Raw genomic sequence first — 23,080 nt, forward strand, 5'->3', positions numbered from 1 at the left:
GTCCTTGGAAGGTTCAGCCCTTCATCGCCCGTCCCGCGCCGGGTTTCAAGGGCGGCAGAGCCGCACCATTGCAGGTGACGCGGGACCGCGCATTGGCGGTTTGCCGATGCTGCGGCGGCTAATCGCAGACAAAGCTGTAGAAGGTGGCCTCGCGCCAGCGGTTGCCAACCTTCAGCGCCTGCGCGTAATACATGCCGCCCTTGGACACCGGCGTCCCATAGTCCAGGATATCGATGCCGCCAGAGCAGGCCTGACCGGCCATGACAAAGCAGTCGCCGGCTTTCGCACAGGCGACCCGGAAAAGCGGCTTGCCGCTGATGCGCCCGATCTGCTGCACGCTTGGCAGACGTGGCACCGCCAGACCGCTAAGGCACTGGAACTGCACGGTCTGCGACTGGTCTTTTGGGTTGAAGATGCGCTGACGTTCGTGAAATCCGGCGGGGCACTTGCGATATGCCCTTTTCAGCAGGTCCTGGCCGCGCTTCAGTTCAATCTGGAAGACGGGGCCGGTGGGTTGCCAGGGGTCTTGCTGGGCCTTTGCAGGGGGCGCCAATATCGCCAGGCAGATCAGGGATGCGCAGAGCGCGACCACCTGCATTGAAGTGCGTCGTCCAAAGGTCATGCCGCAATCGTGCGGCGGGGCAGAGATTCGTGCAACCGTGAACTTGCCAAGCCTGCCGCGTTGCCTCACAACCGGGCCATCACCGACCAACAAGGGGTCCGTCATGCGCCTGAGCCGTTATTTTCTGCCTGTTCTGAAAGAAACCCCCGCCGAGGCGCAGATCGTGTCGCACCGGCTGATGCTGCGCGCGGGCATGATCAAGCAGGCAAGCGCCGGAATCTATTCCTGGCTGCCCATGGGCTTCAAGGTGCTGCGCAACATCGAACGGATCGTGCACGAGGAACAGGCGCGCGCTGGCCATATCGCGATGCTGATGCCGACGCTGCAATCGGCGGACCTGTGGCGCGAGTCGGGGCGCTATGACGCCTACGGCCCCGAGATGCTGCGCATCCGCGACCGGCACGATCGCGACATGCTCTACGGCCCCACGAACGAAGAGCTGATCACCGACATCTTCCGTAGCCATGTCAGCAGCTACAAGGACCTGCCGCTGACGCTTTATCACATCCAGTGGAAGTTCCGCGACGAGGTGCGCCCCCGGTTCGGTGTGATGCGCGGGCGCGAGTTCCTGATGAAGGACGGCTACAACTTCGACCTCACGAAAGAGGACGCTCTGCACGCCTACAACCGCCATCTGGTCACCTACCTGCGCACATACGAACGCATGGGGCTTCAGGCGATCCCGATGCGCGCCGACAGCGGCCCCATCGGCGGCGACAACACGCATGAATTCCTCGTGCTGGCCGAAACCGGCGAGTCGGAAGTGTTCTACGATTCCGAGATCACCGATCTGAAGTTCGGCGACCGGGTCATCGACTACGATTCGAAAGAGCAGTGTCAGGCCGTGCTCGAGGAGTTCACCTCGCGCTATGCCCGCACGGACGAGACCCACGACGCCGCCTTGTTCGACAAGGTGCCCGAGGAGCGCCGCCGCGTCGCGCGCGGGATCGAGGTCGGGCAGATCTTCTATTTCGGGACCAAGTATTCTGACGCCATGGGCGCCACCGTCAGCGATGACGCGGGCAACAAGGTGCCCGTGCACATGGGCTCTCACGGGATCGGGGTCAGCCGCCTGGTGGGCGCGATCATCGAGGCGAGCCACGACGACAAGGGCATCATCTGGCCCGAGGGCGTCACGCCGTTCCATTGCGGGATCGTCAACCTCAAGCAGGGCGACGACGAGGCGGATGCAGCCTGTGAGGCGCTGTATGCCAGCCTGACGGCGCTGGGGCTGGAGCCGCTTTACGACGACCGCAACGAACGCGCGGGCGGCAAGTTTGCGACGATGGACCTGATCGGTCTGCCCTGGCGGATCACCGTCGGGCCGCGCGGGCTCAAGAACGGGGTGGTCGAACTGACCTCGCGCCGCAGCGGCGAAAGCGAAGAGTTGCCGCCCGAAGAGGCCGTGGCGCGGATTGCGGAAATCTACGGAAAAACAAAGATCTGAGCCGGGTTTCTGAGGCGTTGCGCGAGGTTTGCCATCGCCGCTGACAGCACGCCGGTTTTGCGCTAGACTGCCGCCTGAGGCCCCGCAAGAGGGCCGCAGGCAAGGAGCGCAGGCATGATCCTTCGGGCACTGACCCTGGCCGCCGGGCTGACCGGGGCCGCGGGGTTGTCGCAGTTTCCCGCGTTTTCGCAGCAATACCAGCAACGCCTTGGCGGGGCCGTGGACGAACTGTCGCGCGTGGTCGCGCAATTCGACGGGGATGCAGAAAGCGTGGGTCTGGATCGCGCGGCAGCTCTGGCGGACCTCGCGGGCGGCGGGGCCTTTGGCGCGGCGCGGTCGCAAAGCATGGCCGACATCATCGCGCGCCACGCCCGGCTCGAGGCGGATCTGGCCGCGCTGGAAGGGGCGGGGCCGTTCATGCGCGCCCGGCTGGCGGGGCACATGGGCGACCCCGACATCGCCGCCCGCGCCTGGGAGGCCTTCGAGCCATCGGTGCCCGCCACGTTCGAAGGCGCGGTTTTCGCAGGCACGGGCTTTTTCGGCGGATGGGCGCTGGTCGCGATGCTCGCGGGGGTTTTTGGCGGGGTCTTCCGGCGGCCCGGTCGGTCCCGCCCGCCACAGGCCGCGGTCGAGAATCGGAATTCTTGAGAATTCCGGACCGGAAAACCCGTGTTTTCCGGCTGCCGCACGAAAGCGTTGCCGGACAGACGCCGGAATTCTTGAGAATTCCGATCCGGAAAACACGTGTTTTCCGGGCCCGTGCTCCGCTCAGACCGCCGCGCTGATCTCGTCCACGATGCCGTCGACGACCTGGGTCAGCAGCGCCGCGTCCTCGCATTCCGCCATCACCCGGATCAGCGGTTCGGTGCCCGACTTGCGGATGAGCAGCCGTCCCTTGCCCTTGAGCGACGCCTCGGCCTCGGCGATGCGCTGCTGCACCTTCAGTGTCTCGAGCGGGGTCTGACCGGCGCCGAAGCGCACGTTCTTAAGCAGTTGCGGCACCGGCTCGAAGCTCTTGCTCAGGGTGCTGGCGGGCACGCCGGTGCGCACCATTTCCGCCAGGAACTGCAGCCCCGCCATCAGCCCGTCGCCGGTGGTGGCATAGTCGGTCATGACGATATGGCCCGATTGTTCGCCGCCCAGGTTCCAACCGCTGCGACGCATCGCCTCGACCACGTAGCGGTCGCCGACGCCCGTGCGTTCCAGCCGCAGGCCCTTGCCGTCAAGGAATCGTTCCAGGCCAAGGTTCGACATCACCGTCGCGACCAGCGTGCCGTCGCGCAAGCGTCCCTCCTCGGCCCAGCGGGCGGCCATCAGCGCCATGATCTGGTCGCCGTCGGCCACGGTGCCGGTCTCGTCGATGATCATCACCCGGTCGGCATCGCCATCAAGGCAGATGCCGATATGCGCGCCATGCGCCACCACCGCCTCGGCGGCGGTGCGAGGCTTGGTCGATCCGCAATTGTCGTTGATGTTGTGGCCGTCGGGGGACACGCCCACGGGAATGACCTCGGCCCCCAGTTCCCACAGCACCTCGGGCGCGGCGCGATAGGCGGCGCCGTTGGCGCAGTCGATGACCACCTTCATCCCGTCCAGCCGCATGCCGGTCGGGAAGGTCGATTTCACCCGCTCCTGATAGCGGAACCGGCCATCGTCGATCCGCTGCGCGCGACCGATGTCCTGGGACGGGGCGAGGTCCACGCCGGAATCGACCAGCGTCTCGATTTCGGATTCGACCTCGTCCGACAGTTTGAACCCGTCGGGGCCGAAGAACTTGATGCCGTTGTCCTTGCTGGGGTTGTGACTGGCCGAGATCATGATGCCCAGATCGGCGCGCATCGATGGCGTCAGCAGCCCCACCGCAGGCGTCGGCACCGGCCCCAGCAGCAGCACGTTCATGCCCGTGGAGGTCAGCCCGGCGGTCAGCGCGTTTTCGAACATGTAGCCCGACAGCCGCGTGTCCTTGCCGATCACCACCCGATGCACGCCGCTTTTCTCGCGCCGGAAATAGCGCCCGGCGGCGGCGCCGATGGCCAGAGCCATCTGCGCTGTCATGGGGTGGATGTTGGCGGTCCCGCGCACGCCGTCGGTGCCGAAAAGTTTACGCGCCATGGGTCTCTCCTGTCTCGACCGCCTGCCAGAGGTTCAGCGCGGCCCGGGTTTCGGCCACGTCATGCACGCGCAGAACCTGCACACCTTGTGCCACGGCTGCAAGGGCTACCGCTATGGACCCGGGGGCCCGTTTCGCCGCATCGGGGGTGTGCGACAGCTTGCCGATAAAACCCTTGCGCGAGGCCCCCAGCAGGATCGGGCAGCCGATGCCATGAAACAGGGCGATGCCGTGTAGAAGCGCCAGGTTGTGCGCCACGGTCTTGCCAAAGCCGATGCCAGGGTCGATCAGCACCTGCGCGCGCGGCAATCCGGCCTCTTCCAGCATGGCGACCTGTGCGGCGAGGAAGTCGTAGACATCCAGCAGCACGTCGTCGTAGCGCGGATCGGCCTGCATGGTTTCGGGATCGCCGCGCGCATGCATCACGCAAACCGGCAGGTCGTGGCGCGCGCAGTAGGGCGCCAGCATCTTGTCATGGGTAAAGCCCGACACGTCGTTGACCAGCGTGGCGCCGGCATCAACCGCCGCCTTGGCAACGCAACTTTTGCGGGTGTCGATGGAAATGGGCACCGCCACGGCGTGGCGCAGCGCGCGGATCACCGGTTCGACCCGCGAGATTTCCGCAGGCACGGGCACGGTTTCGGCGCCGGGGCGGGTGGATTCGCCGCCCACGTCGATGAGGTCGGCACCATCGGCCACCATCCGCCGACCGTGCGCAGTGGATTTCGCGGCGCTGGCATGTTGGCCGCCGTCGGAAAAGCTGTCGGGCGTGACGTTGAGAATGCCCATGATCCGGGGGCGGTCCATCGTCAGCCCGCAAATCGCCGGGCGCGGAGCGGTGATCGCGGTCAGCATGTCGGGCGGGATCGCATCCAGATCGACCAGGGTGCGGGTGCCGTCGCGGTCCAGACGTTCGGCATGGGTGAACCAGCGCGGACCGCCCGCGACGGGCAGGGCGGCGTCCGGCGCGCTGCGGTCGCTGCGCACGAGGGGGCGGAAGTAACTGCTCATGGGGTCTGCATGGGCGATCGGCCGCGGGGTTGCAAGGGGTCAGATCATCCGGTCGGACAGGCCTACGGCGCGCACCGGCACCGAACAGTCCTCGGGTGGGGCTTCGCCCACCACCAGCAGTTCCCGCGCCGTCATGTGGCCCGCGAACCAGGCCGCCAACGCCACGCTGTCGCGCGGCGGCACCGCGGGGCTGTCGGTGCTGTCCAGCACGATCTTCGAAGGCGCCCAGACGCAGACCTGGCCGTTCTTCATCGCCCAGTCGAGCTCTGTCCGGGTGGCCACGACCTTGCACCGGTCATCGCGCGCCGCCAGGACCCAGCCGTTCTGTTCCAGCGCCAGCAGGTCGATGCGGCGCTGCACCATCCGGTGCGGCTGGCCAGGCTGGACCGGGGCCACGTCCGGCGCGCCCACGCAGAAGATCAGCGGCGCGCCGGCCGCCTGCAGCGTATCGAGCCAGCCGGGCAGGTTCGCATCGGCAATCGCGGCGTTCGACAGGTACACCACGCGCGGATGCGGGCGTTCCTGCGCGGCACTTTCCACCCGGTCGCCCAGATCACGGCGGGACCGCACGATTTCGACGCCAAGCGCGCCGGGCCCGCGGTCGAGCTTTTCGATCCGCACGAAGGCGCGCAGCGCCTGCGGTTCCAGCAGGATGCGTTCGGCGATACGTTCTGCCAGGGTTTCCAACAGGTTGACCCGTTCGGCCTGAAGCTCGAACGCGATGGCCTCGGTCACACGATCATAGCTCAGGATGCGGTCGACATCGTCGTCGAGCGGCCCGGTAAAGGGGATCACCTCGACCACCACGTTAAAGCAGATGCGCTGCGTCGTGCCGCGTTCGGCCTGAAAGGCGCCGATCTCGACCTCGCGGATGTGGTCGCGCAGGGAAATCCTGTCGCGCGGATCGTCCCCCGCGGTGGCGATCGCCCGTTCCGAGGGATGCGCAAAGGCAAGGTGAATTTCGGTGCTCATGGCGCGGCTCCGGAACTGCGGTTCGAACCGGACTACCCTAAACCTGCGGTGGCGCGCAATGCCACCGCGCCAAAAGGGGGTGTCGGACGAAATCCGGTCGGCGCTACTCCCACCAGCGGTCGATGGTGGCGATGTCGTCGTCGGACCAGCCGAAGTGATGGGCGAATTCGTGCACCGTCACATGCGCCACAAGCGCGTCCAACGTCACGTCACCCCGGTCGCGCCATTCCTGAAGGATCGGTTCGCGGAAAAGCCAGACCGTGTCGGGAAAGGGCGCGGGATCGAAGCTCGATTTCTCGGTCATCGGGATACCGTCGTAAAGCCCGGTCAGGTCCAGCGGGTCGGTCATGCCCAGATCGCGCAGGATGTCGTCAGGCGGCCAGTCGACCACCTGTAGCACCACCTGCGCTGCGGCCTCGGCAAAGGGCGCGGGCAGGCTGCGGACCGTGGCGCGGGCGGTCTCTTCCATGCTGGCCAGGTCGGTGCGGGTCATCGCATCAGCCCGCGCGACAGCAAAGCGCCCGCCGTGCCCATGGCCTAGCTGTCCAGCCCGGTCAGCGCGGCGGCGAATTCCTCGGGATCGAAAGGGGCAAGATCGTCGATCTGTTCGCCCACGCCGATGGCATGGATCGGCAGGCCGAACTTGTCGGCCAGCGCCACCAGCACGCCGCCCTTGGCGGTGCCGTCGAGTTTCGTCATCACCAGGCCCGAGACATCCGACAGCTTCTGGAATTCCTCGACCTGGCGCAGGGCGTTCTGTCCGGTGGTGGCATCCAGCACCAGCAGGGTGTTGTGCGGCGCGTCGGGGTCCTTCTTGCGGATTACGCGGACGATCTTGGCCAGCTCCTCCATCAGGTCGGCGCGGTTCTGCAACCGCCCCGCCGTGTCAATCATCAAGAGGTCCGCGCCTTCGGCCTGCGCCTTGGTCATGGCGTCAAAGGCAAGGCTCGCGGGGTCCGATCCTTCGGGGGCGGTCAGCACCGGCACCCCGGCGCGGTCGCCCCAGACCTGAAGCTGTTCGACGGCAGCGGCGCGGAAGGTGTCGCCGGCGGCGATCACCACCGACTTTCCGGCGGCGCGGAACTGCGACGCCAGCTTGCCGATGGTGGTGGTCTTGCCCGACCCGTTGACGCCCACCACCAGCACCACCTGCGGCTTGGTGGGATAAAGCGGCATGGGGCGCGCGACGCTGTCCATGATCCGCGACACCTCGGCGGCCAGCAGCTCCTTGATCTCGCGGGTCGATACTTTGCGGCCATAGCGGCCTTCGGCCATGTTGGCGGTGACGCGCAGCGCGGTGTCGACGCCCATGTCGGCGGCGATGAGCAACTCCTCCAGCTGTTCCAGCATGTCGTCGTCCAGGGTGCGGCGCATCACCGGCGCGTCGGTCTTGCGGCCCATCAGGCGGCCCAGCAGGCCCGGCGATTTCGGCACCTCTGGCTGCGGGATCTCGACCGGCGCGGGCGACGGGGCGGCGGGGGCGGCCTGCGGGATCTCGACCGGCGTGGGCGCGGGGCGCGGGGGCGCGGCCTGTGGCACCTCGGTCGGCGGGGCCTGCGGCGTTTGCGGCGGTGTGGGCGCCGGGAACGGATCCGTCGGCGGCGGCGTGTCGGGGCCTGGATCGGGCGTCGGGTCCGGGGGCAAGTCGGGTTCCGGATCGCTGGGCTGAGGCGCCTCGACGGGGGCGTCGGGCGGGGTTTCGGCCGGGGGCGTCGGAACCGGGTCGTCGGGCGGCGTCACGTCCGGCTGCGCAGGTTCGGGTACCCTTGGCGGCTCGGGGTCGGGCAGATCGGGCCTCGGCGCGGGATCGGCGCTGCCGCCATCCTCGACAATGGCATCCAGCCCCTCCTCGAGCCGTGAGGAGGATTTGAAGAGCTTGCTCTTGAGTTTGCCGAAAAAGGACATCACCCGCCCCGCGCTGGTTCCAGATGCCTTTCACCTAATGCCTGCCGGGGCAGAGGGAAAGTGGCAGTTGATTTTTGCGCGCGTACCGGGCCTAGTCGAAACATGCGCTGGTTGATTTTCTTGGTGATGCTGTGCGGCCTTTTGGGTCCGGCCCGGGCCGACCCGGGGGTAATGTGCAGCTCTGGCAAATGGGGGCATGTGCACTGCATCCGCCCGCAGCATTTCGTGCACGACACCTGCCAGGCGATCGAGGTCTTCGCCCGCGCCAACGGGCTGGACCCGGGCTTCTTCGCGCGGCTGATCTGGCAGGAAAGCCGTTTTGACCCCAACGCGCTGAGCCCGGCCAACGCGCGCGGCATCGCGCAGTTCATCGATTCCACCGCCGCCCTGCGCGGGCTGCGCGACAGCTACGACCCGGCGCTGGCGCTGGAGCATTCCGCCGATTACCTGGGCGAGATGGCGCAGCGCTATGGCAACCAGGGGCTGGCGGCCGTGGGCTACAACGGCGGAGAGCGGCGCGCCGAGGGGCTGATCGCCAAGACCGGCGGTCTGGCGCGGGAAACCATCGATTACGTGCAGATCATCACCGGCCTGACGGCCGAGGACTGGCGCGACGCCCCGCCCGAGAGCCATGATTTCCGTCTGCAGAAGGACAAGGCCTTTCGTCCGGCCTGCTACGATCTCGCACGCAACCGGCGGCTGACGGCCTATCCCCGGCCCGAACCCAAGATCAAACCCTGGGGGGTGCAGGTGGCCTTTGGCACGTCCAAGGCCAGTGCGAAGCAGAAACTGGAAGCCAGAACCAGACGGTGCACCGGCCTTTTGAAGGGCGAGACGGTGGATTACGTTTATGAAAAAAGCCGCGCCAGCCCGCGTGGCGGGTACTACATGGCCCGCATCGGGCGCAACGACCGCGATGCCGCGTGGAAATATTGCGCCAGGCTCAAGGCCAGCGGCTGCCTCTGCGCGGTCTACCGCAACGGCTGAGGGTGGGTTGAAAACCCACCCTACGCTTGGACCCGGGCGTCAGAGTTCGTCCGGGAAATGCTTCATCGTCAGGCGAATGGGGTTCGGCGCGGCCTGGCCCAGACCGCAGATCGACGCGTCGGCCATGGCCTGGCAGACCTCTTCCAGCAGCGGCTGGTCCCAATGCGGCGCCTGCATGAGCTTGACCGCCTTCTCGCAACCGACCCGGCAGGGCGTGCACTGGCCACAGCTTTCATCCTCGAAGAACCGCAGCATGTTGAGCGCGGCATCGCGGGCGCTGTCCTTGTCCGACAGCACCACCACGGCGGCCGAGCCGATGAAAGAGCCGTGCGGTTGCAGCGTGTCGAAATCAAGCGGCACATCCGCCATCGACGCGGGCAGCAGCCCCGACGACGGCCCGCCCGGCTGATAGGCCTTCAGCGTATGGCCATCGAGCATTCCGCCCGCGGCTTCGATGATGTCGGTGATGGTCGAACCTGCCGCCAGCAGGTAGACGCCGGGGTTTTTCACGCGGCCCGATACGGAATAGGACCGCAGCCCGCGCCGCCCGTTCTTTTCGGTGCTGTTGAGCACCTCGGGCCCTTCGCGGCAGACCCTGGTCACCCAGTAGAGCGTTTCGACATTGTGCACGAGCGTCGGGCGGTCGAAGATACCCACCTGCGCCACATAGGGCGGGCGGTGGCGCGGGATGCCGCGCTTGCCCTCGATGCTTTCGATCATCGCGGATTCCTCGCCGCAGATATAGGCGCCCGCGCCGCGGCGCAGGTCGATATATCCCGGCGTCACCACGCCCGCGGTTTCCAGCGCCGCGATCTCGCGCCGCAGGATTTCGATCACCGCGGGGTATTCGTCGCGCATGTAGACAAAGCAGGTTTCGGCCTCGACCGCCCAGGCGGCGATCAGCATTCCTTCAAGGAAAACATGCGGTTCACGCTCAAGGTAATAGCGATCCTTGAAGGTGCCCGGTTCGCCCTCGTCGCCGTTGACGGCCAGGTAGCGGGTGCCGGAATTGGCCCGGACAAAGCCCCATTTCTTGCCCGACGGAAAGCCCGCGCCGCCCAGGCCGCGCAGCCCGGAATCAAGCACCTTTTGCTGCACCGCCTCCCAGTCGCCGCCGTCGCGCAGGGACCTGAGGGTTTCGTATCCGCCGTCCCCGGCATAGGCCGCGTAGTCCTGGTAGTCTGGAATATGGGCATGGGTGTCGCCCGCCTCGATCGCGGCCCTCACCTTTTCCGGGGTGGCGTGGTCGATATGGGCGTGGCCCAGTTCCAGCACCGGGGCGGTGTCGCAGCGGCCCATGCAGGGCGCGCGCACCACGCGCACTTCGGACGGATCAAGCCCATCCTCCAGCGCCTTTTGCAGCGCTTCGGACCCCGCCAGTTCGCAGGACAGCGAATCGCAGACCCGGATGGTCAGCGCGGGGGGCGGTGTTTCGCCTTCCTTCACGATGTCGAAATGCGCGTAGAAGCTCGCGACCTCGTAGACCTCGGCCATCGACAGGCGCATTTCCTCGGCCAGGGCGCGCAGGTGGCGGGCCGACAGGTGGCCGAACTCATCCTGCAGCAGATGCAGATGCTCGATCAGCAAGTCGCGGCGGCGCGGGGCGTCGCCCAAAAGCGCCTGAACCTCGGCCCAGGCGTCATCCTCGAGCGGTCGGCCCTTGGTATGCACACGGCCCTTGCCCTTGCCGCGTTTCCACACACCCTTGCGTTCGTCCAGTGCCATGTCCGGCCCCTCTATCCAGCGGTTTCGCGCACCCTAGCGAAGTGTTGGTGGCGCGCGAGACCAAAAACGACCCAAAGCCCTCGCGAAGCGGCCCGAATTTGTCGCGGTTTCGTCCCATGCGTGACGGAATTTTCCGATAGGACTACCATGGCCCGGCACCGGGCTTAAGGCAGCCATTTGGATAGGGCGGAAGGACAGGCAGGCACGTGACGCGATTCACCCTCATCACGCTGGGGCTGGCCGGGCTTCTGGCGCTGGCGCTGACCCTTGGCGGCGTCTGGCCGCTTCTGGCGCTGCTCTACGTGACGGTCTTCACATTCTGCATGGACCGGATCGCCGCCTTTGCAGCACCCGACGCGCCCGAGGGGCAGGAATTTCCCGCCGGCCGCGGGCTGTCGCTGGTGCTGGGGCTGGTGCATTTCCCGCTGCTTTACGGCGGGGTGGCGGTGCTGGCGCAAGGCACGCTGGGGCCGGTCAACACCGGGCTGAGCTTTGTGGCGCTGGCGCTGTTCCTGGGCCAGGTCAGCAATTCCAACGCGCACGAGCTTATTCACCAGCCCGAACGCGGCGTGCGCAGGCTGGGGGTGCTGGTCTATGCCTCGATCCTCTTCGGGCACCACGCCTCGGCCCATCCGCGGGTGCACCACATTCACGCGGCCACCGACCGCGACCCCAATTCCGCCCGTCTGGGCGAAGGATTCTATCGCTTCGCCCTGCGGGCCTGGGTCGGTTCCTTTCGCGAAGGCTACCGGGCCGACAGCGCGATGCGTGCGCGCAGGGGCGGCGGGGGCCTGCATCCTTACCTCGCTTATGGCGCAGGCGCCGCGGCCTCGCTGGCGCTGGCCTGGGGGCTGGGTGGCATCGCCGGGGTGCTCTGGCTGCTGGCGCTGGCGATCTATGCGCAGGCGCAGCTTCTGCTGTCGGATTACGTGCAGCACTACGGGCTACGGCGGCGGCAACGGGGGGACCGGTGGGAACCTGTCGGCCCGGCGCACAGCTGGAACGCGCCGCACGGGTTTTCCAGCGCGCTGATGCTAAACGCGCCGCGCCATTCCGACCATCATGCCAAGCCTGCGAAACCCTTTCCCGGGCTGACGCTCGACCGGGAGGCGATGCCGATCCTGCCGCATTCGCTGCCGGTGATGGCGGTGCTGGCGCTTTTGCCGCCGGTGTGGCGGCGCCTCATGGACAGGCGCGCGCGCCGTTGGTCGGGTGATTTCGATCACGTTTGAGCAATCGCGGTTGCGCCCCGCGCGCCGTCGTTTCAGACTGCACTGCATGAAACGTCTTGCCTTCATCCTCGCCGGTCTGCTGAGCGCCAGCGCCAGCTTTGCCCAAACCGCCATGAGCGGTGCAGAGTTCGAGGCCTATGTCACCGGAAAGACGCTCTATTTCGGGCAGGCGGGCCAAGCCTACGGTGTCGAGCGCTATCTCGAGAACCGGCAGGTGCAATGGTCCTTCCTCGATGGCAAGTGCAAGGACGGGTTCTGGTATGAAGAGGCGGATCAGATCTGCTTTGTCTATGAGGACAACCCGACCCCGCAATGCTGGTCATTCTTCCGCGAAGGGTCGGGCCTGCGGGCGATCTTCGAAAACGACCCCACCGCGACATCGTTGTACGAGGCGCGCCAGGACGATGAGCCGATGATGTGTTTCGGCCCCGACGTGGGTGTCTGACGCTTTGGGGCCGGTCAGGCCGACCTGTCGATCTTCGTGCTCAGATGGATCAGGCTTTCCGATGATCTGACGCCTTTCGCCTCGCCGATCCGGTCGAGCGTGTCATCCAGCGCCTCGGTGCTTTGGGCGCGCAGGGTGACGATCAGATCGACCCGGCCAGAGGTGGTGTGCACAGTTTCGACCCCCGGCAGTGATTGCAGCCGCGCCAGCACGGCGGCGGCGGCGCGCGGTTCGATCGACACCAGCGCCGTGGCGCGGATCGGGGCCTTGTGCGCGGCGCCCAGGCGCAGGGTATATCCGGCGATGACGCCGCGCGCCTGCAGCCGGTCGATGCGCGCCTGCACGGTCGTGCGCGCGATGCCCAGACGCCGGGCCATATCGGCCACCGGCGCGCGGGCATCCTGCGACAGAAGCGCGATAAGCTGTTGGTCGGTTTCGTCGATCTGCATGGGTTGTCCGTCAATCTGCCGAAAGAATGAATCGATAGGTACCATCTGCCACTGCCGTCCGGCAAGAGACCGGCCCAGACTGGTCCCATAAGACCAACAAAACGAGGCAAGGCAGATGGTCACACAACAGGCGTTTCTGAGCGATCCCCGGCTCTGGCTGATGCGCGAGGCACCGGATGATCCGGTGTTCTTTTTCGACCCCCGCGTCCTGCAGGCGACGGCCGCGCGGTTCCAGGCGGACTTTCCCGGGACGGTGACCTATGCGGTCAAGGCCAATCCGGCGGCCTGCGTGCTGGACAACCTCGTGGCGGCGGGACTGCGCGCATTCGACGTGGCGTCGGTGCCCGAAATGGTGGCGGTGCGCGCGGCCTGTCCGACGGCGGCGCTGCATTTCCACAATCCGGTGCGGTCGCAGCTGGAAATCGCCCAAGGGATAGAACATGGCGTGACCTCCTGGTCGGTGGACCGCTGGTCAGAGCTGGACAAGCTGGGCGAGATCCCGAAACGCAGCGAGGTGGCGGTGCGGCTGAAACTGCCGCTGACCGGCGCGGCCTATGATTTCGGGTCGAAATTCGGCGCCGATGCGACCCTCGCGGCGGACCTGCTTCGCGCGGTGCAGGCGCGGGGCCTCACCCCGTCGATGACCTTTCACCCCGGCACCCAATGCGACGCGCCGGACCTGTGGCGCGCCTATATCCGCGCCGCGGCGGACGTGGCCAAGGCGGCTGGCGTGCAGCTGGCGCGGCTCAACGTCGGGGGCGGTTTCGCATCGCACCGGGCAGGCGCGGCGCCGGATCTGGGCGCGGTCTTCGCCGCCATCGCCGAAACGGTGCAGCACGCCTTTGGCGCCACTCCGCCGCGGCTTGTGTGCGAGCCGGGCCGCGCCATGGTGGCCGAAGCCTTTACGCTCGCGCTGCGGGTCAAGGCGGTGTCCAAGGATGCGGTGACGCTCAACGACGGGCTCTATGGCGCGCTGGCCGAATGGCGCGACCTGCCCGCGAGCCCCCGGATCACCGTCTTGCGCGGCGGCCGTCCGTTGCCCAGCGGAGAGAGGCGCGCCTTCACCGTCTTCGGGCCGACCTGCGACTCGCTCGACCGGGTGCCGGACGCGGTGCCGCTGCCGTCGGATATTGCCGAAGGGGATCACCTGCTGATTGCAGGGATGGGCGCCTATTCCCGCACATTGGGAACCCGGTTCAACGGATACGGGGCGGAACGCATCGTTACCCTGGCCGCGGGGACTGGACACGCGAAGACCAGCCTCTAATGTCCTGACTGCACAGCAGAAGGGGCGTTTCATGGACAAGTTCGGCAAAAGCCAGTCGGTCAAACGGGTCGAGGACAATCGCTTCCTGACCGGTAAGGGGCGCTATGTGGATGATATCGCGCCGAAAGATGCCCTGCACTGCGCCTTTTTTCGCTCGCCCGTCGCGCATGCGCAGATCACGGGACTGGACGTATCCGCGGCGCGCGAGGCCGAAGGCGTGGCCCTCGTGCTGACCGCCGCCGATCTGGAAGAGGCGGGGGTGGAACTGGGCATGTCGGCTGTGCTCATCAAGAACCGCGACGGCAGCATGGGGGCCCACACGGTCCGCCCGCTGCTGGCCAAGGACCGCGTGCGCTTTGTCGGCGAACAGGTCGTCGCGGTCTTTGCCGAAACGCTGGATCAGGCCCGCGACGCGGCAGAGCTGATCGCGTTCGACTATGACGATCTGCCGGTGCACACCGCGCTCGAACCCGGCGGCGAGGCCCTGCATCCCGAAGCGCCAGACAACCGCGCCTTTGACTGGGCGCTGGGGGACGAGGCGGCGACCAAGGCCGCGTTCGACAGCGCTGCGCATACCGTGAGCCTGACGGTGTCCGACAACCGGATCATCTGCAATTCGATGGAACCGCGCGGCTGTTTCGCCGAATGGGACGGCGATCGGCTGCATCTGTCCTTCAACGGCCAGGGCGTCTGGGGCATGAAGGCCGATCTGGTGCGCGCACTGAGGCTGAGCGAGGACCAGGTGCGCGTCACCAACCCAGATGTCGGCGGTGGCTTCGGCATGAAAGGCATGCCGTATCCCGAATACCACGTCTGCTGCCATGCCACCCGGGTGCTGGGACGACCGGTGCGCTGGATGTCCGACCGGGGCGAGGCGATGCTGACCGACAACGCGGGCCGCGACCTGATCTCGACCTTGGAACTGGCGTTCGACACCGATCACCGGCTGGCCGGGTTCCGCACCCGCACCACCTCAAACCTGGGCGCCTATAACTCCAACTTCGGCCAGCTTATTCAGTCGCAGCTTTATTCCCGTGTCCTGACAGGGGTTTACGACATTCCCGCCGTCTGGTTGCAGGTCGAAGGCATCTATACCAACACCACCCAGGTCGATGCCTATCGCGGCGCCGGCCGGCCCGAGGCGATCTATGCGCTGGAACGGGCGATGGACCGCGCCGCGCGCGAACTGGGCGTCGACCCGTGGGAACTGCGCCGCCGCAATTTCATCCAGCCGGACCAGTTTCCCTACAAGACGCTGGTGGGGGAAACCTATGACGTGGGCGATTTCCCCCGGGTGCTGGATCATGCCGCCGCCAAGGCCGACCGCGACGGGTTTGCCGATCGCCGCCGCGCGTCCGAAGCGCGGGGCATGCTGCGCGGGCAGGGGCTTTGCTATTACATCGAAAGCATCCTGGGCGCCCCGTCCGAGGATGTGAAGATCGAATTCACCGAAGACGGCGGCGCGCTGATTTACGTCGGCACGCAAAGCAACGGGCAGGGGCACGAAACGGTTTTTGCGCAGTTCCTGTCGGACCAGACCGGCATTCCCGCCGACCGGATCGAGGTGGTGCAGGGCGATTCCGACCGCATCGCCAACGGCGGCGGCACCGGCGGGTCGCGTTCGGTGACGGTCCAGACCAACGTGACGCTGACCGCGGTGGCCGATATCGTCGAAAAATTCAGCGCCTTCGTGGCCGAAGAGGCGGGTGTGGACCCAAGCGTCGTCAGCTTTGACGACGAACGGTTCCGTGCCGAGGGGTCGAACCTCACGCCCACCATGCTCGAGGTGGCGGAGATGGCCCGCGACAAGGGCCGCGACGATCTGCTGGTGCATCAGGCGACATCGCAACTGCCCGCGCGCAGCTTTCCCAACGGCGCCCATGTGGCCGAGGTCGAGATCGACCCCGAAACCGGCGAGGTGCGTGTTGACCGCTACACGGTCGTCGACGATTTCGGCAACCTGATCAACCCGATGCTGGCCGAGGGCCAGGTGCACGGCGGGGTGGTGCAGGGCATCGGACAGGCGTTGGCCGAACGGGTGGTCTATGACGACGAGGGGCAGCTTCTGTCGGCCAGCTTCATGGACTATGCGATGCCGCGCGCGGGCGACGTCCCGATGATCGGTTTTGACACCGAACCGGTGCCGTCGACCGCCAACCCCATGGGCATGAAGGGCTGTGGCGAGGCCGGGACCGTGGGCGCGCTGGCGGCGGTGGCCAACGCGGTGCAGGATGCGCTTTGGGCGCGGGGCGTACGGCAGGCCGATATGCCGTTCACCCCGCAAAGGGTCTGGAGCATGCTCCAAGAGGGGCGGATTGCCGCGGAATAAGGCGCAAACCTGCGTAAACGATCACGCTTTCGCGACCCGCCTTTAAACCAGGCAGGGCCTTCCTATCTGTTTTTCATGTCCGCGGGTCCGGAACCCCCGCGAGACCTTCACTGTCCCTCGTTCCGTACTGGCGCCCAAGATTTTCTTGGGCGCTTTTTTCTTGTCTGGACGTTTGTCAGACTGCCCGCAATCCCGAATGCCGGTTTCCGTTTGGCCTTGGCGTGCTAGGGTCTTTCCCAAACGAGGGAGGAAGCCACATGCCTATCGGAGGCGCCGTCACGCCGCATTTCGACCCGCGTACCATCGAGATCGACACCGCCCGGTTTCAGGCGCGCGAGGCCGAACATTACGGCGTCATCGACGTCGGATCGAACTCCATGCGGCTGGTGGTCTACGACGATCTGAGCCGCGCGCCGTTTCCCCGCTTCAACGAAAAATCGCTGGTGGCGCTTGGCGATGGCATCGACGATGACGGCCATTTCACCCAGGACACGATGGACCGTGCCGTGCATGCGATGCTGCGGTTCCGCGCGATTTCCGATGCCATGGGCGTCACCCGCGTCGATGTCATCGCGACCGAAGCGATGCGGCGGGCCAAGAACGGGCCCGACCTCATCGCGCGGATCAAGGCGGAAACCGGCTTTTCCCCCCGGCTGCTTTCTGGAGAGGAAGAGGCGACATATGCCGCCTTCGGGGTGATCTCGGGGCTGTTTCAGCCGCGCGGGCTGGTCGGTGATGTCGGCGGCGGAAGCCTTGAGATTGCCGAAGCGCTGGGGGACCGGGTCGGTGATCGCAAGGTCAGCATGCCGCTGGGCGCGCTGCCGGTGCGTGCGATGATGCGCGAGGGTTTCGATGCCGCGAAAAAGCGCATCGACGACATCCTGCGCAGCGACCTGCCGCCGATGCTGACCGAACCCACGTTCTACGCGGTCGGCGGCGGCTGGCGGGCGCTGGCGCGGGTGCACATGGCGATGAACTCCTGGCCCATCGCGGTGGTGCATGCTTATACCCTGCCCGCGGGCGAGGTGGCGGACCTGGCGAAATCCATCGCAAAGATGACGCTGGAAGAGGTGGCGCAACTGCCCGACGTGCCAAGCCGCCGGATCGACACGCTGTCGGCCTCGGCCATGGTGATGTGGCGGGTGCTGCGCAAACTCAAACCCGACCAGGTGGTGTTTTCGGCGCTGGGACTGCGCGAAGGCTGGCTTTACGCGCAACTGGATACCGACGAACAATATCGCGATCCGCTGATCGAAGGGGCGCTGGCCGCAGGCCTGCCCGGCGCGCGCGTGCCTCACTTCCCCGAGGCGCTGGCCCGCTGGACCGAGGAGCTGTTCCCCGGAGAGGTGCAAAGTGACAGGCGCATCCGCATGGCCGTCTGCGCGCTGACCGACATCGCCTGGCGCGATCACCAGAAGATTCGCGCCAGCCACAGCTTCGCGCGCATCCTGCAGTTTCCCTTTATCGGCCTTACCCATCCCGAACGCGCCTATGTGGCCGCCGCCGTCATGGCGCGGTACGGCGGCAAACCCGCCAAGCTCGACACCGCGGCGATGGACATCCTTTCGGCGGCCGAGCTGAAACAGGCCGAATTCCTGGGCCGCGCGCTACTGCTCGGGCACCGTTTTTCCGCCAGCGTGCCCGCCATCCTGGGCCAAGCCCGGCTGCACATCGGGGCCGAGGCCATCCGGCTCGAAATCAGCGCCGATTCGGATGTGCCCGACAGCGATGCGGTCAAGGAACGCCTGTCGCAACTGGCCAAGGTCTTTGGCCTGCAGCCGGAAATCACCGTGGCCGACAGCTAGCCGCGCCACATCGCCCTTTTGCCTGGCACCGGCGCGGTGTAGCGTGGCGGCATGAGCTATTCTGACGCCTATCTTCGCGACATCCTCAACCGCACCAAGGTGATCGCCGTGGTGGGCGTGTCGATGAACCCGGTGCGGCCCAGCTATTACGTGGCGCGCTACCTTGGGCTCAAGGGCTATACAGTGATCCCGGTGAACCCCGGCCATGCGGGCGAGAGGCTGTTCGGCCAGACCGTGCGCGCCGACCTGTCCGAGATTTCCGAGCCGGTGGATATGGTCGATATCTTCCGCCGCCCCGAGGCGGTGCCCGAGATCGTCGACCAGGCGCTGGCGCATCTGCCAAAGCTGCGCACGGTCTGGATGCAGATCGGCGTGACCCATGCCGACGCCGCGCAAAAGGCCGAAGCGCAGGGCATCGACGTCATCCAGGACCGCTGCCCCAAGATCGAATATCAGCGCCTGTTCGGCGAGCTGCGCATGGGCGGCTTTGCCACCGGGGTGATCTCGTCCAAGCTGTGATCCCAGCTCAGACCGACTCCGGCAGGTAAAGCTGCGGCTCAAAAAGCAATGGCGCGGGCGGTGTTTTGTCGGCGGCCTGCACCACGGCGACCATCCGGTCGACCAGCGCCCGGCAAAGCTGCTGCAACGGGGTGGCGATGGCCATGATGGCATAGCGGTCGGCCAGCGCCGCGCGGCTTTCGGCGGTCAACTCGTTGACGATCAGCGCGACCTTGCCCGGCGGGCGCGCCTCGCGCAGGGCGGCAATGGCGCCCTCCATCCCGCCACCGGCGACATAAATCCCGGCCAGATCGGCGTGGCGTTCCAGCAGGTTCAGCGTCGCCTCATAGGTCACCTGGCGAGTTTCAAGGTTCACGATCGTGTCCGCAAGGTCGATCTGCGGGCCGGTGTCGCGCAGCGCGCTGCGAAATCCCGCCTCGCGCAGACCTTGGCCGTGCCAGCGCGCGCCGCCGACGCAAATGGCGACCCGGCAGGGCCGTTGCAGCTGCGTCGCCATCATCCATCCCGCGATGCGCCCGACCTTGAGGTTGTCCATCCCCACGTATCCGGCCCCGGCCCGCCCGGCAAAGTCGTTGAGCAGCGGAAAGACCGCCGTGCCCCGGGCCGCCAGCGTCTCTACCAGCCGCGACAGGGTGGGGTGGTTGATGGCGGTGGCGGCGACGGCCTGTCCGGCGCGGGCCGCTGCGGAAATGGCGTCGGCGAAATCGTCGGGCGCCTGCGACGCGGCAAAGCGGATGTCGGGGGTGACCTGTGCGGTGCGGCAGTCGGCGCAGGCGGCGTTCAGTTCATCTGCGAACCGGCGGTAAAATTCCTGCGACGGCTTGTGCAGCACGAAGGCCAGCGTGATGTCGGGCCGGGCAGGGGCGGTCAGCGCCGCCGCCGGGGGCAGGTGGTAGCCGATCCGTTCTGCCGCAGCAGCGATGGCGGCCTTGCTGCGGGCCGACACGTTGGCCCGCCCGTTCAATGCGCGGTCGACCGTCGCGGTGCCGACACCGGCGGCCCGGGCAAGGTCCAAGATGGTCGGTCTGCGGGGCAATCGGGGCTCCTGATGTGATTCCATCAATCCTGGCGGCGCAACTGATGTGATTTGATGGTATCAGCATCGGGAAATTTTTCCCAGCGTGCATCCCAGGTCTAGCCTGAATCGAAGCAACCGCAGGGGAGACGGCCAGGACACAGCGCGACTATTCGCTTCTGGGCCCGGATGCACGGCGCGCCGTCGACACAGGCCTTGCGGCGGCGGCGTGGTATCACACCGACGTGCCGCGCAAGCAGATGAAGGCGCTGATGCAGCGCAGCGACCAGCCCGCGATCCGCGACACCATCCTGCTGTTCGGGCGATGATCCTTTTTGCGGGCCTCGGCATCGCGCTTTGGCCGTCATGGTGGGCGGCACCGTTCTGGCTGGCCTACGGCGTGCTCTACGGCTCGGCCATGGATTCGCGCTGGCACGAATGTTCGCACGGCACCGCCTTCAAGACCCGGCGCCACAACGACTGGCTTTACCAGATCGCGAGCTTTTGCATGGTCCGCAACCCGGTGTCCTGGCGGTGGAGCCATGCCCGCCACCACACCGACACGATCATCGTCGGGCGCGACCCCGAGATCGTGGCGATGCGACCCCCGGCGCTGTTCCGGATCGCGCTGAACTTCCTTGGCCTCTTCGACGCCTGGAACGGCTGGCGGCGGATGCTTTTCAACGCGTCTGGCCGCATTCACCCCGAAGAGGCGGCCTATATCCCCAATGGCGAACAGCCCAAGGTGATCCGCGTGGCGCGCATCTGGGTGGCGATCTATGCGGCGACGATCGGCCTGGCGCTGGCGCTGGGGTCGATCCTGCCGCTGATGGTGATCGGCCTGCCGCGGCTTTACGGCGCCTGGCACCATGTGCTGACCGGCATCATGCAGCACGCGGGCCTGGCCGAGAACGTGACCGACCATCGGCTGAATTCCCGTACGGTGCTGATCAACCCGGTGTCGCGGTTCATCTACTGGAACATGAACTACCACGTCGAACACCACATGTTCCCGATGGTGCCTTACCACCGCCTGCCGGAGCTTCACGCCGCCATCAAGCATGACCTGCCGCCCGCGAACACCTCGATCTGGGACGCTTATGCCGAAATCCTTCCGGTGCTCTGGCGGCAACTGGCCTATGAGGATGTGTTCCTGAAGCGCGATCTGCCGGCCTCGGCCCGGCCCTACCGCGAGGATTTTCACAGCGCCGCCCTGGGCACCGCTGCCGAGTGACGCCGACCCCCAAGCGAAAGGAGGCCCCCCATGCCCTGGATCGACGCCTGCGCGACCGACGACATCGACCAAGAGGACCTGATCCGTTTCGATCACGACGGCCGGACCTTTGCGATCTACCACAGCCCCGATGGCGCGTTCTTCTGCACCGACGGTCTGTGCACGCATGAGCAGGTGCATCTGGAGGAGGGGCTGGTCATGGCGTACGAGATCGAATGCCCCAAGCACAACGCCACTTTCGATTACCGCACCGGAGAGGCGCTGCGCGCGCCTGCCTGCGTGAACCTCAACACCTACAAGACGCGCGTTGAGGGTGGGCGCGTCTGGATCGAGGTTTAGCGCAAATCCCGGATGACGGCGCGGGCGCGGTCGGTCAGGGCAGGTTCGACCGCCGACAGCAGAGCGATCCGGTCGAAGGTGTGGGGCTGCGCCGCAAGCGTGTCGCGCAGGGCGGCGCCGAAGGCCATGCGCAACTCGGTGCCGATGTTGAACTTGCAGACCGCCGTCTGCCGGGCCAGATCGCGGCGCAGCGCATGCGGCAGGCCGGACCCGCCGTGTATGACCAGCGGCACATCCGTTGCGGCCTCGATGGCGGCCAGCTTGTCCCTGTCGATCTGCGCCGCCTGGTCGGTCTGCAGATGTACGTTGCCGATGGACACAGCCATCGCATCGACGCCGGTTTCCGCAGCAAACCGCGCGGCCTCGCCCGGGTCGGTGCCAAGGCCCTCGGCCCCGTCCTGATAGCCCACGAACCCGATCTCGCCTTCGCAGGACACGCCCGCGGCATGGGCCATCTCGACCACCGCGCGGGTTTGCGCGATATTGTCGTCCAGCGGCAGGCGCGACCCGTCGAACATGACCGAGGTGAAGCCGAGCCTTATGGCCTCTTCGCACTCCACAGCGCTTTGACCGTGGTCGAGATGCGACACGACCGGCACCGTCGCCGCATCGGCCAAGGCATGGAACATCGCGGCCCAGACCGGAAGCGGCATGTGCCTGCGGGCGCCGGGGCCCGCTTGCAGGATCACCGGCGCGGCTTCGGCCTCGGCCGCCGCGACAAAGGCCCGGGCATCTTCCCACCCTAGGCAGACCAGCCCCGCCACCGCATGGCCGCCCCGCAGCGCGGGTTGCAGCACCTGGGACAGCGTGGCGCGGGTCATTTGAACTTGGCCACCATGTCCATGATCCCCGGAATGGTATGCAACTGTTCGGCATGGGTCGGCTGGAAATACTGCTTGAGCGAGCGCTGCGAGAGGCCGCCCAGGATGGTGAAATAATACATCTCGTAGCCGGGGAGGGCGCAGCAGGGATGATAGCCCTTGTCGATCAGCACGGTCGAGCGGTTCATGATGTGATAGGCGTCACCCGGTTCGTTGTCTTCCCGCTGCAGCATTTGCAGCCCGGACCCGTAGTCGGGCTTGAAGCGGAAGTTATAGGTCTCGTCATGGCGCGTCTCGTCCGGCAGGCGGTCGGTGTCGTGCTTGTGCGACGGAAAGCCAGACCAGCCACCCGCGCCGACGGTGAACAACTCGGACACCAGCAACCGGCCCACGCGGTCGTGATGACCGGCCCCCAGGATATGCTTGATCTTGCGGTGGGTCTTGGTGTCGTCGCTGCCGTATTGCACGAGGTCCAGATCGTCCTTGCGCACCGCGAAGGGTTTGAGCGTTTCGGCGAACCTGGCCCCGGCAACGAACACCTCGGTATCGGTGCGCGCGGTGATGCGCGCGCCGGTGTCGGTGGGGACATAGACGCCTTCGGGATCGCCGTCCCAGACATCCGTGCCGCGATGCCCGATATCGGCAAAAGTCTGGCCTCCGGTCTCGACGGTGACGGTGCCGGTGGCGGGCACGATGCAGGTCTCGTACCCGTCGAGGCGGTAGTCGAACACCTCGCCCGCGCGCAGATTGACGATGTTGAAGTAGTTCAGCGGCACGAGCGGGTGATCCACATCCACGATGGGCTGGTTGGCGTTGTCGAAGGGCGGAATGTGCATGAAGGCTCCT

At 66.6% G+C, this 23,080-nt stretch carries 22 protein-coding genes; 11 read left to right on the forward strand and 11 right to left on the reverse strand.

Annotation, left to right across the window (positions count from 1 at the left end; all coding sequences use genetic code 11):
* Positions 1-118: 118 nt before the first annotated feature.
* A complete protein-coding gene (locus ACOXXX_RS07450) occupies positions 119-727 on the reverse strand; it encodes a hypothetical protein (protein WP_422825933.1) in 609 nt (202 codons plus the stop codon).
* Here ACOXXX_RS07450 and proS point away from each other — a divergent pair.
* Complete coding sequence (proS, locus tag ACOXXX_RS07455; RefSeq protein ID WP_422825934.1) at positions 726-2,069, forward strand: proline--tRNA ligase; 1,344 nt, start codon at positions 726-728, stop codon at positions 2,067-2,069. The genes ACOXXX_RS07450 and proS overlap by 2 nt on opposite strands.
* 114 nt (positions 2,070-2,183) lie before the next feature.
* Positions 2,184-2,717 carry a DUF2937 family protein gene (locus ACOXXX_RS07460; protein ID WP_422825935.1) on the forward strand — a complete coding sequence of 178 codons (534 nt, stop codon included), beginning with the start codon at positions 2,184-2,186 and terminating at the stop codon, positions 2,715-2,717.
* 120 nt (positions 2,718-2,837) lie between these two features.
* On the opposite strand, the gene glmM is transcribed toward ACOXXX_RS07460, so the two are convergent.
* The 5 genes from glmM to ftsY all read right to left on the reverse strand — a co-directional run bounded on the left by glmM (position 2,838) and on the right by ftsY (position 8,067).
* Positions 2,838-4,181: a phosphoglucosamine mutase gene (gene glmM / locus ACOXXX_RS07465; RefSeq protein ID WP_422825936.1), complete on the reverse strand. Its 1,344-nt coding sequence runs from the start codon at positions 4,179-4,181 to the stop codon at positions 2,838-2,840.
* Positions 4,171-5,190, reverse strand: coding sequence for a dihydropteroate synthase (gene folP, locus ACOXXX_RS07470; RefSeq protein ID WP_422825937.1), 1,020 nt, complete (start codon positions 5,188-5,190; stop codon positions 4,171-4,173). Before folP ends, glmM begins: the two co-directional genes overlap by 11 nt.
* A 39-nt stretch (positions 5,191-5,229) precedes the next feature.
* Positions 5,230-6,162: a dihydroneopterin aldolase gene (locus tag ACOXXX_RS07475; RefSeq protein ID WP_422825938.1), complete on the reverse strand. Its 933-nt coding sequence runs from the start codon at positions 6,160-6,162 to the stop codon at positions 5,230-5,232.
* 103 nt (positions 6,163-6,265) lie between these two features.
* Positions 6,266-6,655, reverse strand: coding sequence for a metallopeptidase family protein (locus tag ACOXXX_RS07480; RefSeq protein WP_422825939.1), 390 nt, complete (start codon positions 6,653-6,655; stop codon positions 6,266-6,268).
* A gap of 44 nt (positions 6,656-6,699) precedes the next feature.
* A complete protein-coding gene (ftsY, locus tag ACOXXX_RS07485) occupies positions 6,700-8,067 on the reverse strand; it encodes a signal recognition particle-docking protein FtsY (protein ID WP_422825940.1) in 1,368 nt (455 codons plus the stop codon).
* Positions 8,068-8,169: 102 nt separating this feature from the next.
* Here ftsY and ACOXXX_RS07490 point away from each other — a divergent pair, with 102 nt between their 5' ends.
* Positions 8,170-9,054, forward strand: a complete 885-nt coding sequence (locus tag ACOXXX_RS07490) for a transglycosylase SLT domain-containing protein (protein WP_422825941.1) — start codon at positions 8,170-8,172, stop codon at positions 9,052-9,054.
* Positions 9,055-9,093: 39 nt separating this feature from the next.
* Here ACOXXX_RS07490 and ACOXXX_RS07495 read toward each other — a convergent pair whose 3' ends face one another.
* Positions 9,094-10,779, reverse strand: a complete 1,686-nt coding sequence (locus ACOXXX_RS07495) for an NAD(P)H-dependent oxidoreductase subunit E (RefSeq protein ID WP_422825942.1) — start codon at positions 10,777-10,779, stop codon at positions 9,094-9,096.
* 206 nt (positions 10,780-10,985) lie between these two features.
* On the opposite strand from ACOXXX_RS07495, the gene ACOXXX_RS07500 reads away from it, so the two are divergent.
* Together ACOXXX_RS07500 and ACOXXX_RS07505 are read left to right on the forward strand one after the other, a co-directional pair.
* Entirely contained in the window at positions 10,986-12,011 is a 1,026-nt protein-coding gene (locus ACOXXX_RS07500) for an alkane 1-monooxygenase (RefSeq protein ID WP_422825943.1), read from the forward strand.
* Positions 12,012-12,057: 46 nt separating this feature from the next.
* Positions 12,058-12,456 carry a hypothetical protein gene (locus tag ACOXXX_RS07505; protein WP_422825944.1) on the forward strand — a complete coding sequence of 133 codons (399 nt, stop codon included), beginning with the start codon at positions 12,058-12,060 and terminating at the stop codon, positions 12,454-12,456.
* A 14-nt stretch (positions 12,457-12,470) separates the two neighbouring features.
* Here the strand turns inward: ACOXXX_RS07505 and ACOXXX_RS07510 are convergent, their stop codons facing one another.
* Positions 12,471-12,905, reverse strand: coding sequence for an Lrp/AsnC family transcriptional regulator (locus tag ACOXXX_RS07510; RefSeq protein ID WP_422825945.1), 435 nt, complete (start codon positions 12,903-12,905; stop codon positions 12,471-12,473).
* 115 nt (positions 12,906-13,020) lie between these two features.
* Between ACOXXX_RS07510 and ACOXXX_RS07515 the strand changes: the two genes are divergently transcribed.
* The 4 genes from ACOXXX_RS07515 (at position 13,021) to ACOXXX_RS07530 (ending at position 18,825) form a co-directional block, all read left to right on the forward strand.
* The gene (locus ACOXXX_RS07515; RefSeq protein WP_422825946.1) at positions 13,021-14,172 is read left to right on the forward strand and encodes a type III PLP-dependent enzyme; all 1,152 of its coding nucleotides are present in this window, start codon (positions 13,021-13,023) and stop codon (positions 14,170-14,172) included.
* A gap of 31 nt (positions 14,173-14,203) precedes the next feature.
* Positions 14,204-16,501, forward strand: a complete 2,298-nt coding sequence (locus tag ACOXXX_RS07520) for a xanthine dehydrogenase family protein molybdopterin-binding subunit (RefSeq protein ID WP_422825947.1) — start codon at positions 14,204-14,206, stop codon at positions 16,499-16,501.
* A 257-nt stretch (positions 16,502-16,758) separates the two neighbouring features.
* Positions 16,759-18,306 carry a hypothetical protein gene (locus ACOXXX_RS07525; RefSeq protein WP_422825948.1) on the forward strand — a complete coding sequence of 516 codons (1,548 nt, stop codon included), beginning with the start codon at positions 16,759-16,761 and terminating at the stop codon, positions 18,304-18,306.
* 51 nt (positions 18,307-18,357) lie between these two features.
* On the forward strand, positions 18,358-18,825 hold the full coding sequence (locus ACOXXX_RS07530) for a CoA-binding protein (RefSeq protein ID WP_422825949.1): 468 nt from the start codon (positions 18,358-18,360) through the stop codon (positions 18,823-18,825).
* 7 nt (positions 18,826-18,832) lie between these two features.
* Here the strand turns inward: ACOXXX_RS07530 and ACOXXX_RS07535 are convergent, their stop codons facing one another.
* Positions 18,833-19,840, reverse strand: coding sequence for a LacI family DNA-binding transcriptional regulator (locus ACOXXX_RS07535; protein ID WP_422825950.1), 1,008 nt, complete (start codon positions 19,838-19,840; stop codon positions 18,833-18,835).
* 325 nt (positions 19,841-20,165) lie between these two features.
* Between ACOXXX_RS07535 and ACOXXX_RS07540 the strand changes: the two genes are divergently transcribed.
* Positions 20,166-21,074, forward strand: a complete 909-nt coding sequence (locus ACOXXX_RS07540; RefSeq protein WP_422825951.1) for a fatty acid desaturase — start codon at positions 20,166-20,168, stop codon at positions 21,072-21,074.
* A 30-nt stretch (positions 21,075-21,104) separates the two neighbouring features.
* Positions 21,105-21,413: a MocE family 2Fe-2S type ferredoxin gene (locus tag ACOXXX_RS07545; protein ID WP_422825952.1), complete on the forward strand. Its 309-nt coding sequence runs from the start codon at positions 21,105-21,107 to the stop codon at positions 21,411-21,413.
* Here ACOXXX_RS07545 and ACOXXX_RS07550 read toward each other — a convergent pair.
* Both ACOXXX_RS07550 and ACOXXX_RS07555 read right to left on the reverse strand, forming a co-directional pair.
* Positions 21,410-22,234, reverse strand: a complete 825-nt coding sequence (locus tag ACOXXX_RS07550) for a class II fructose-bisphosphate aldolase (RefSeq protein WP_422825953.1) — start codon at positions 22,232-22,234, stop codon at positions 21,410-21,412. The genes ACOXXX_RS07545 and ACOXXX_RS07550 overlap by 4 nt on opposite strands.
* Positions 22,231-23,070: a 5-deoxy-glucuronate isomerase gene (locus ACOXXX_RS07555; RefSeq protein ID WP_422825954.1), complete on the reverse strand. Its 840-nt coding sequence runs from the start codon at positions 23,068-23,070 to the stop codon at positions 22,231-22,233. Before ACOXXX_RS07555 ends, ACOXXX_RS07550 begins: the two co-directional genes overlap by 4 nt.
* Positions 23,071-23,080 lie beyond the last annotated feature (10 nt).

Origin of the sequence: Thalassococcus sp. BH17M4-6 (assembly GCF_049323015.1) — a bacterium.
GTDB lineage: Bacteria > Pseudomonadota > Alphaproteobacteria > Rhodobacterales > Rhodobacteraceae > Puniceibacterium.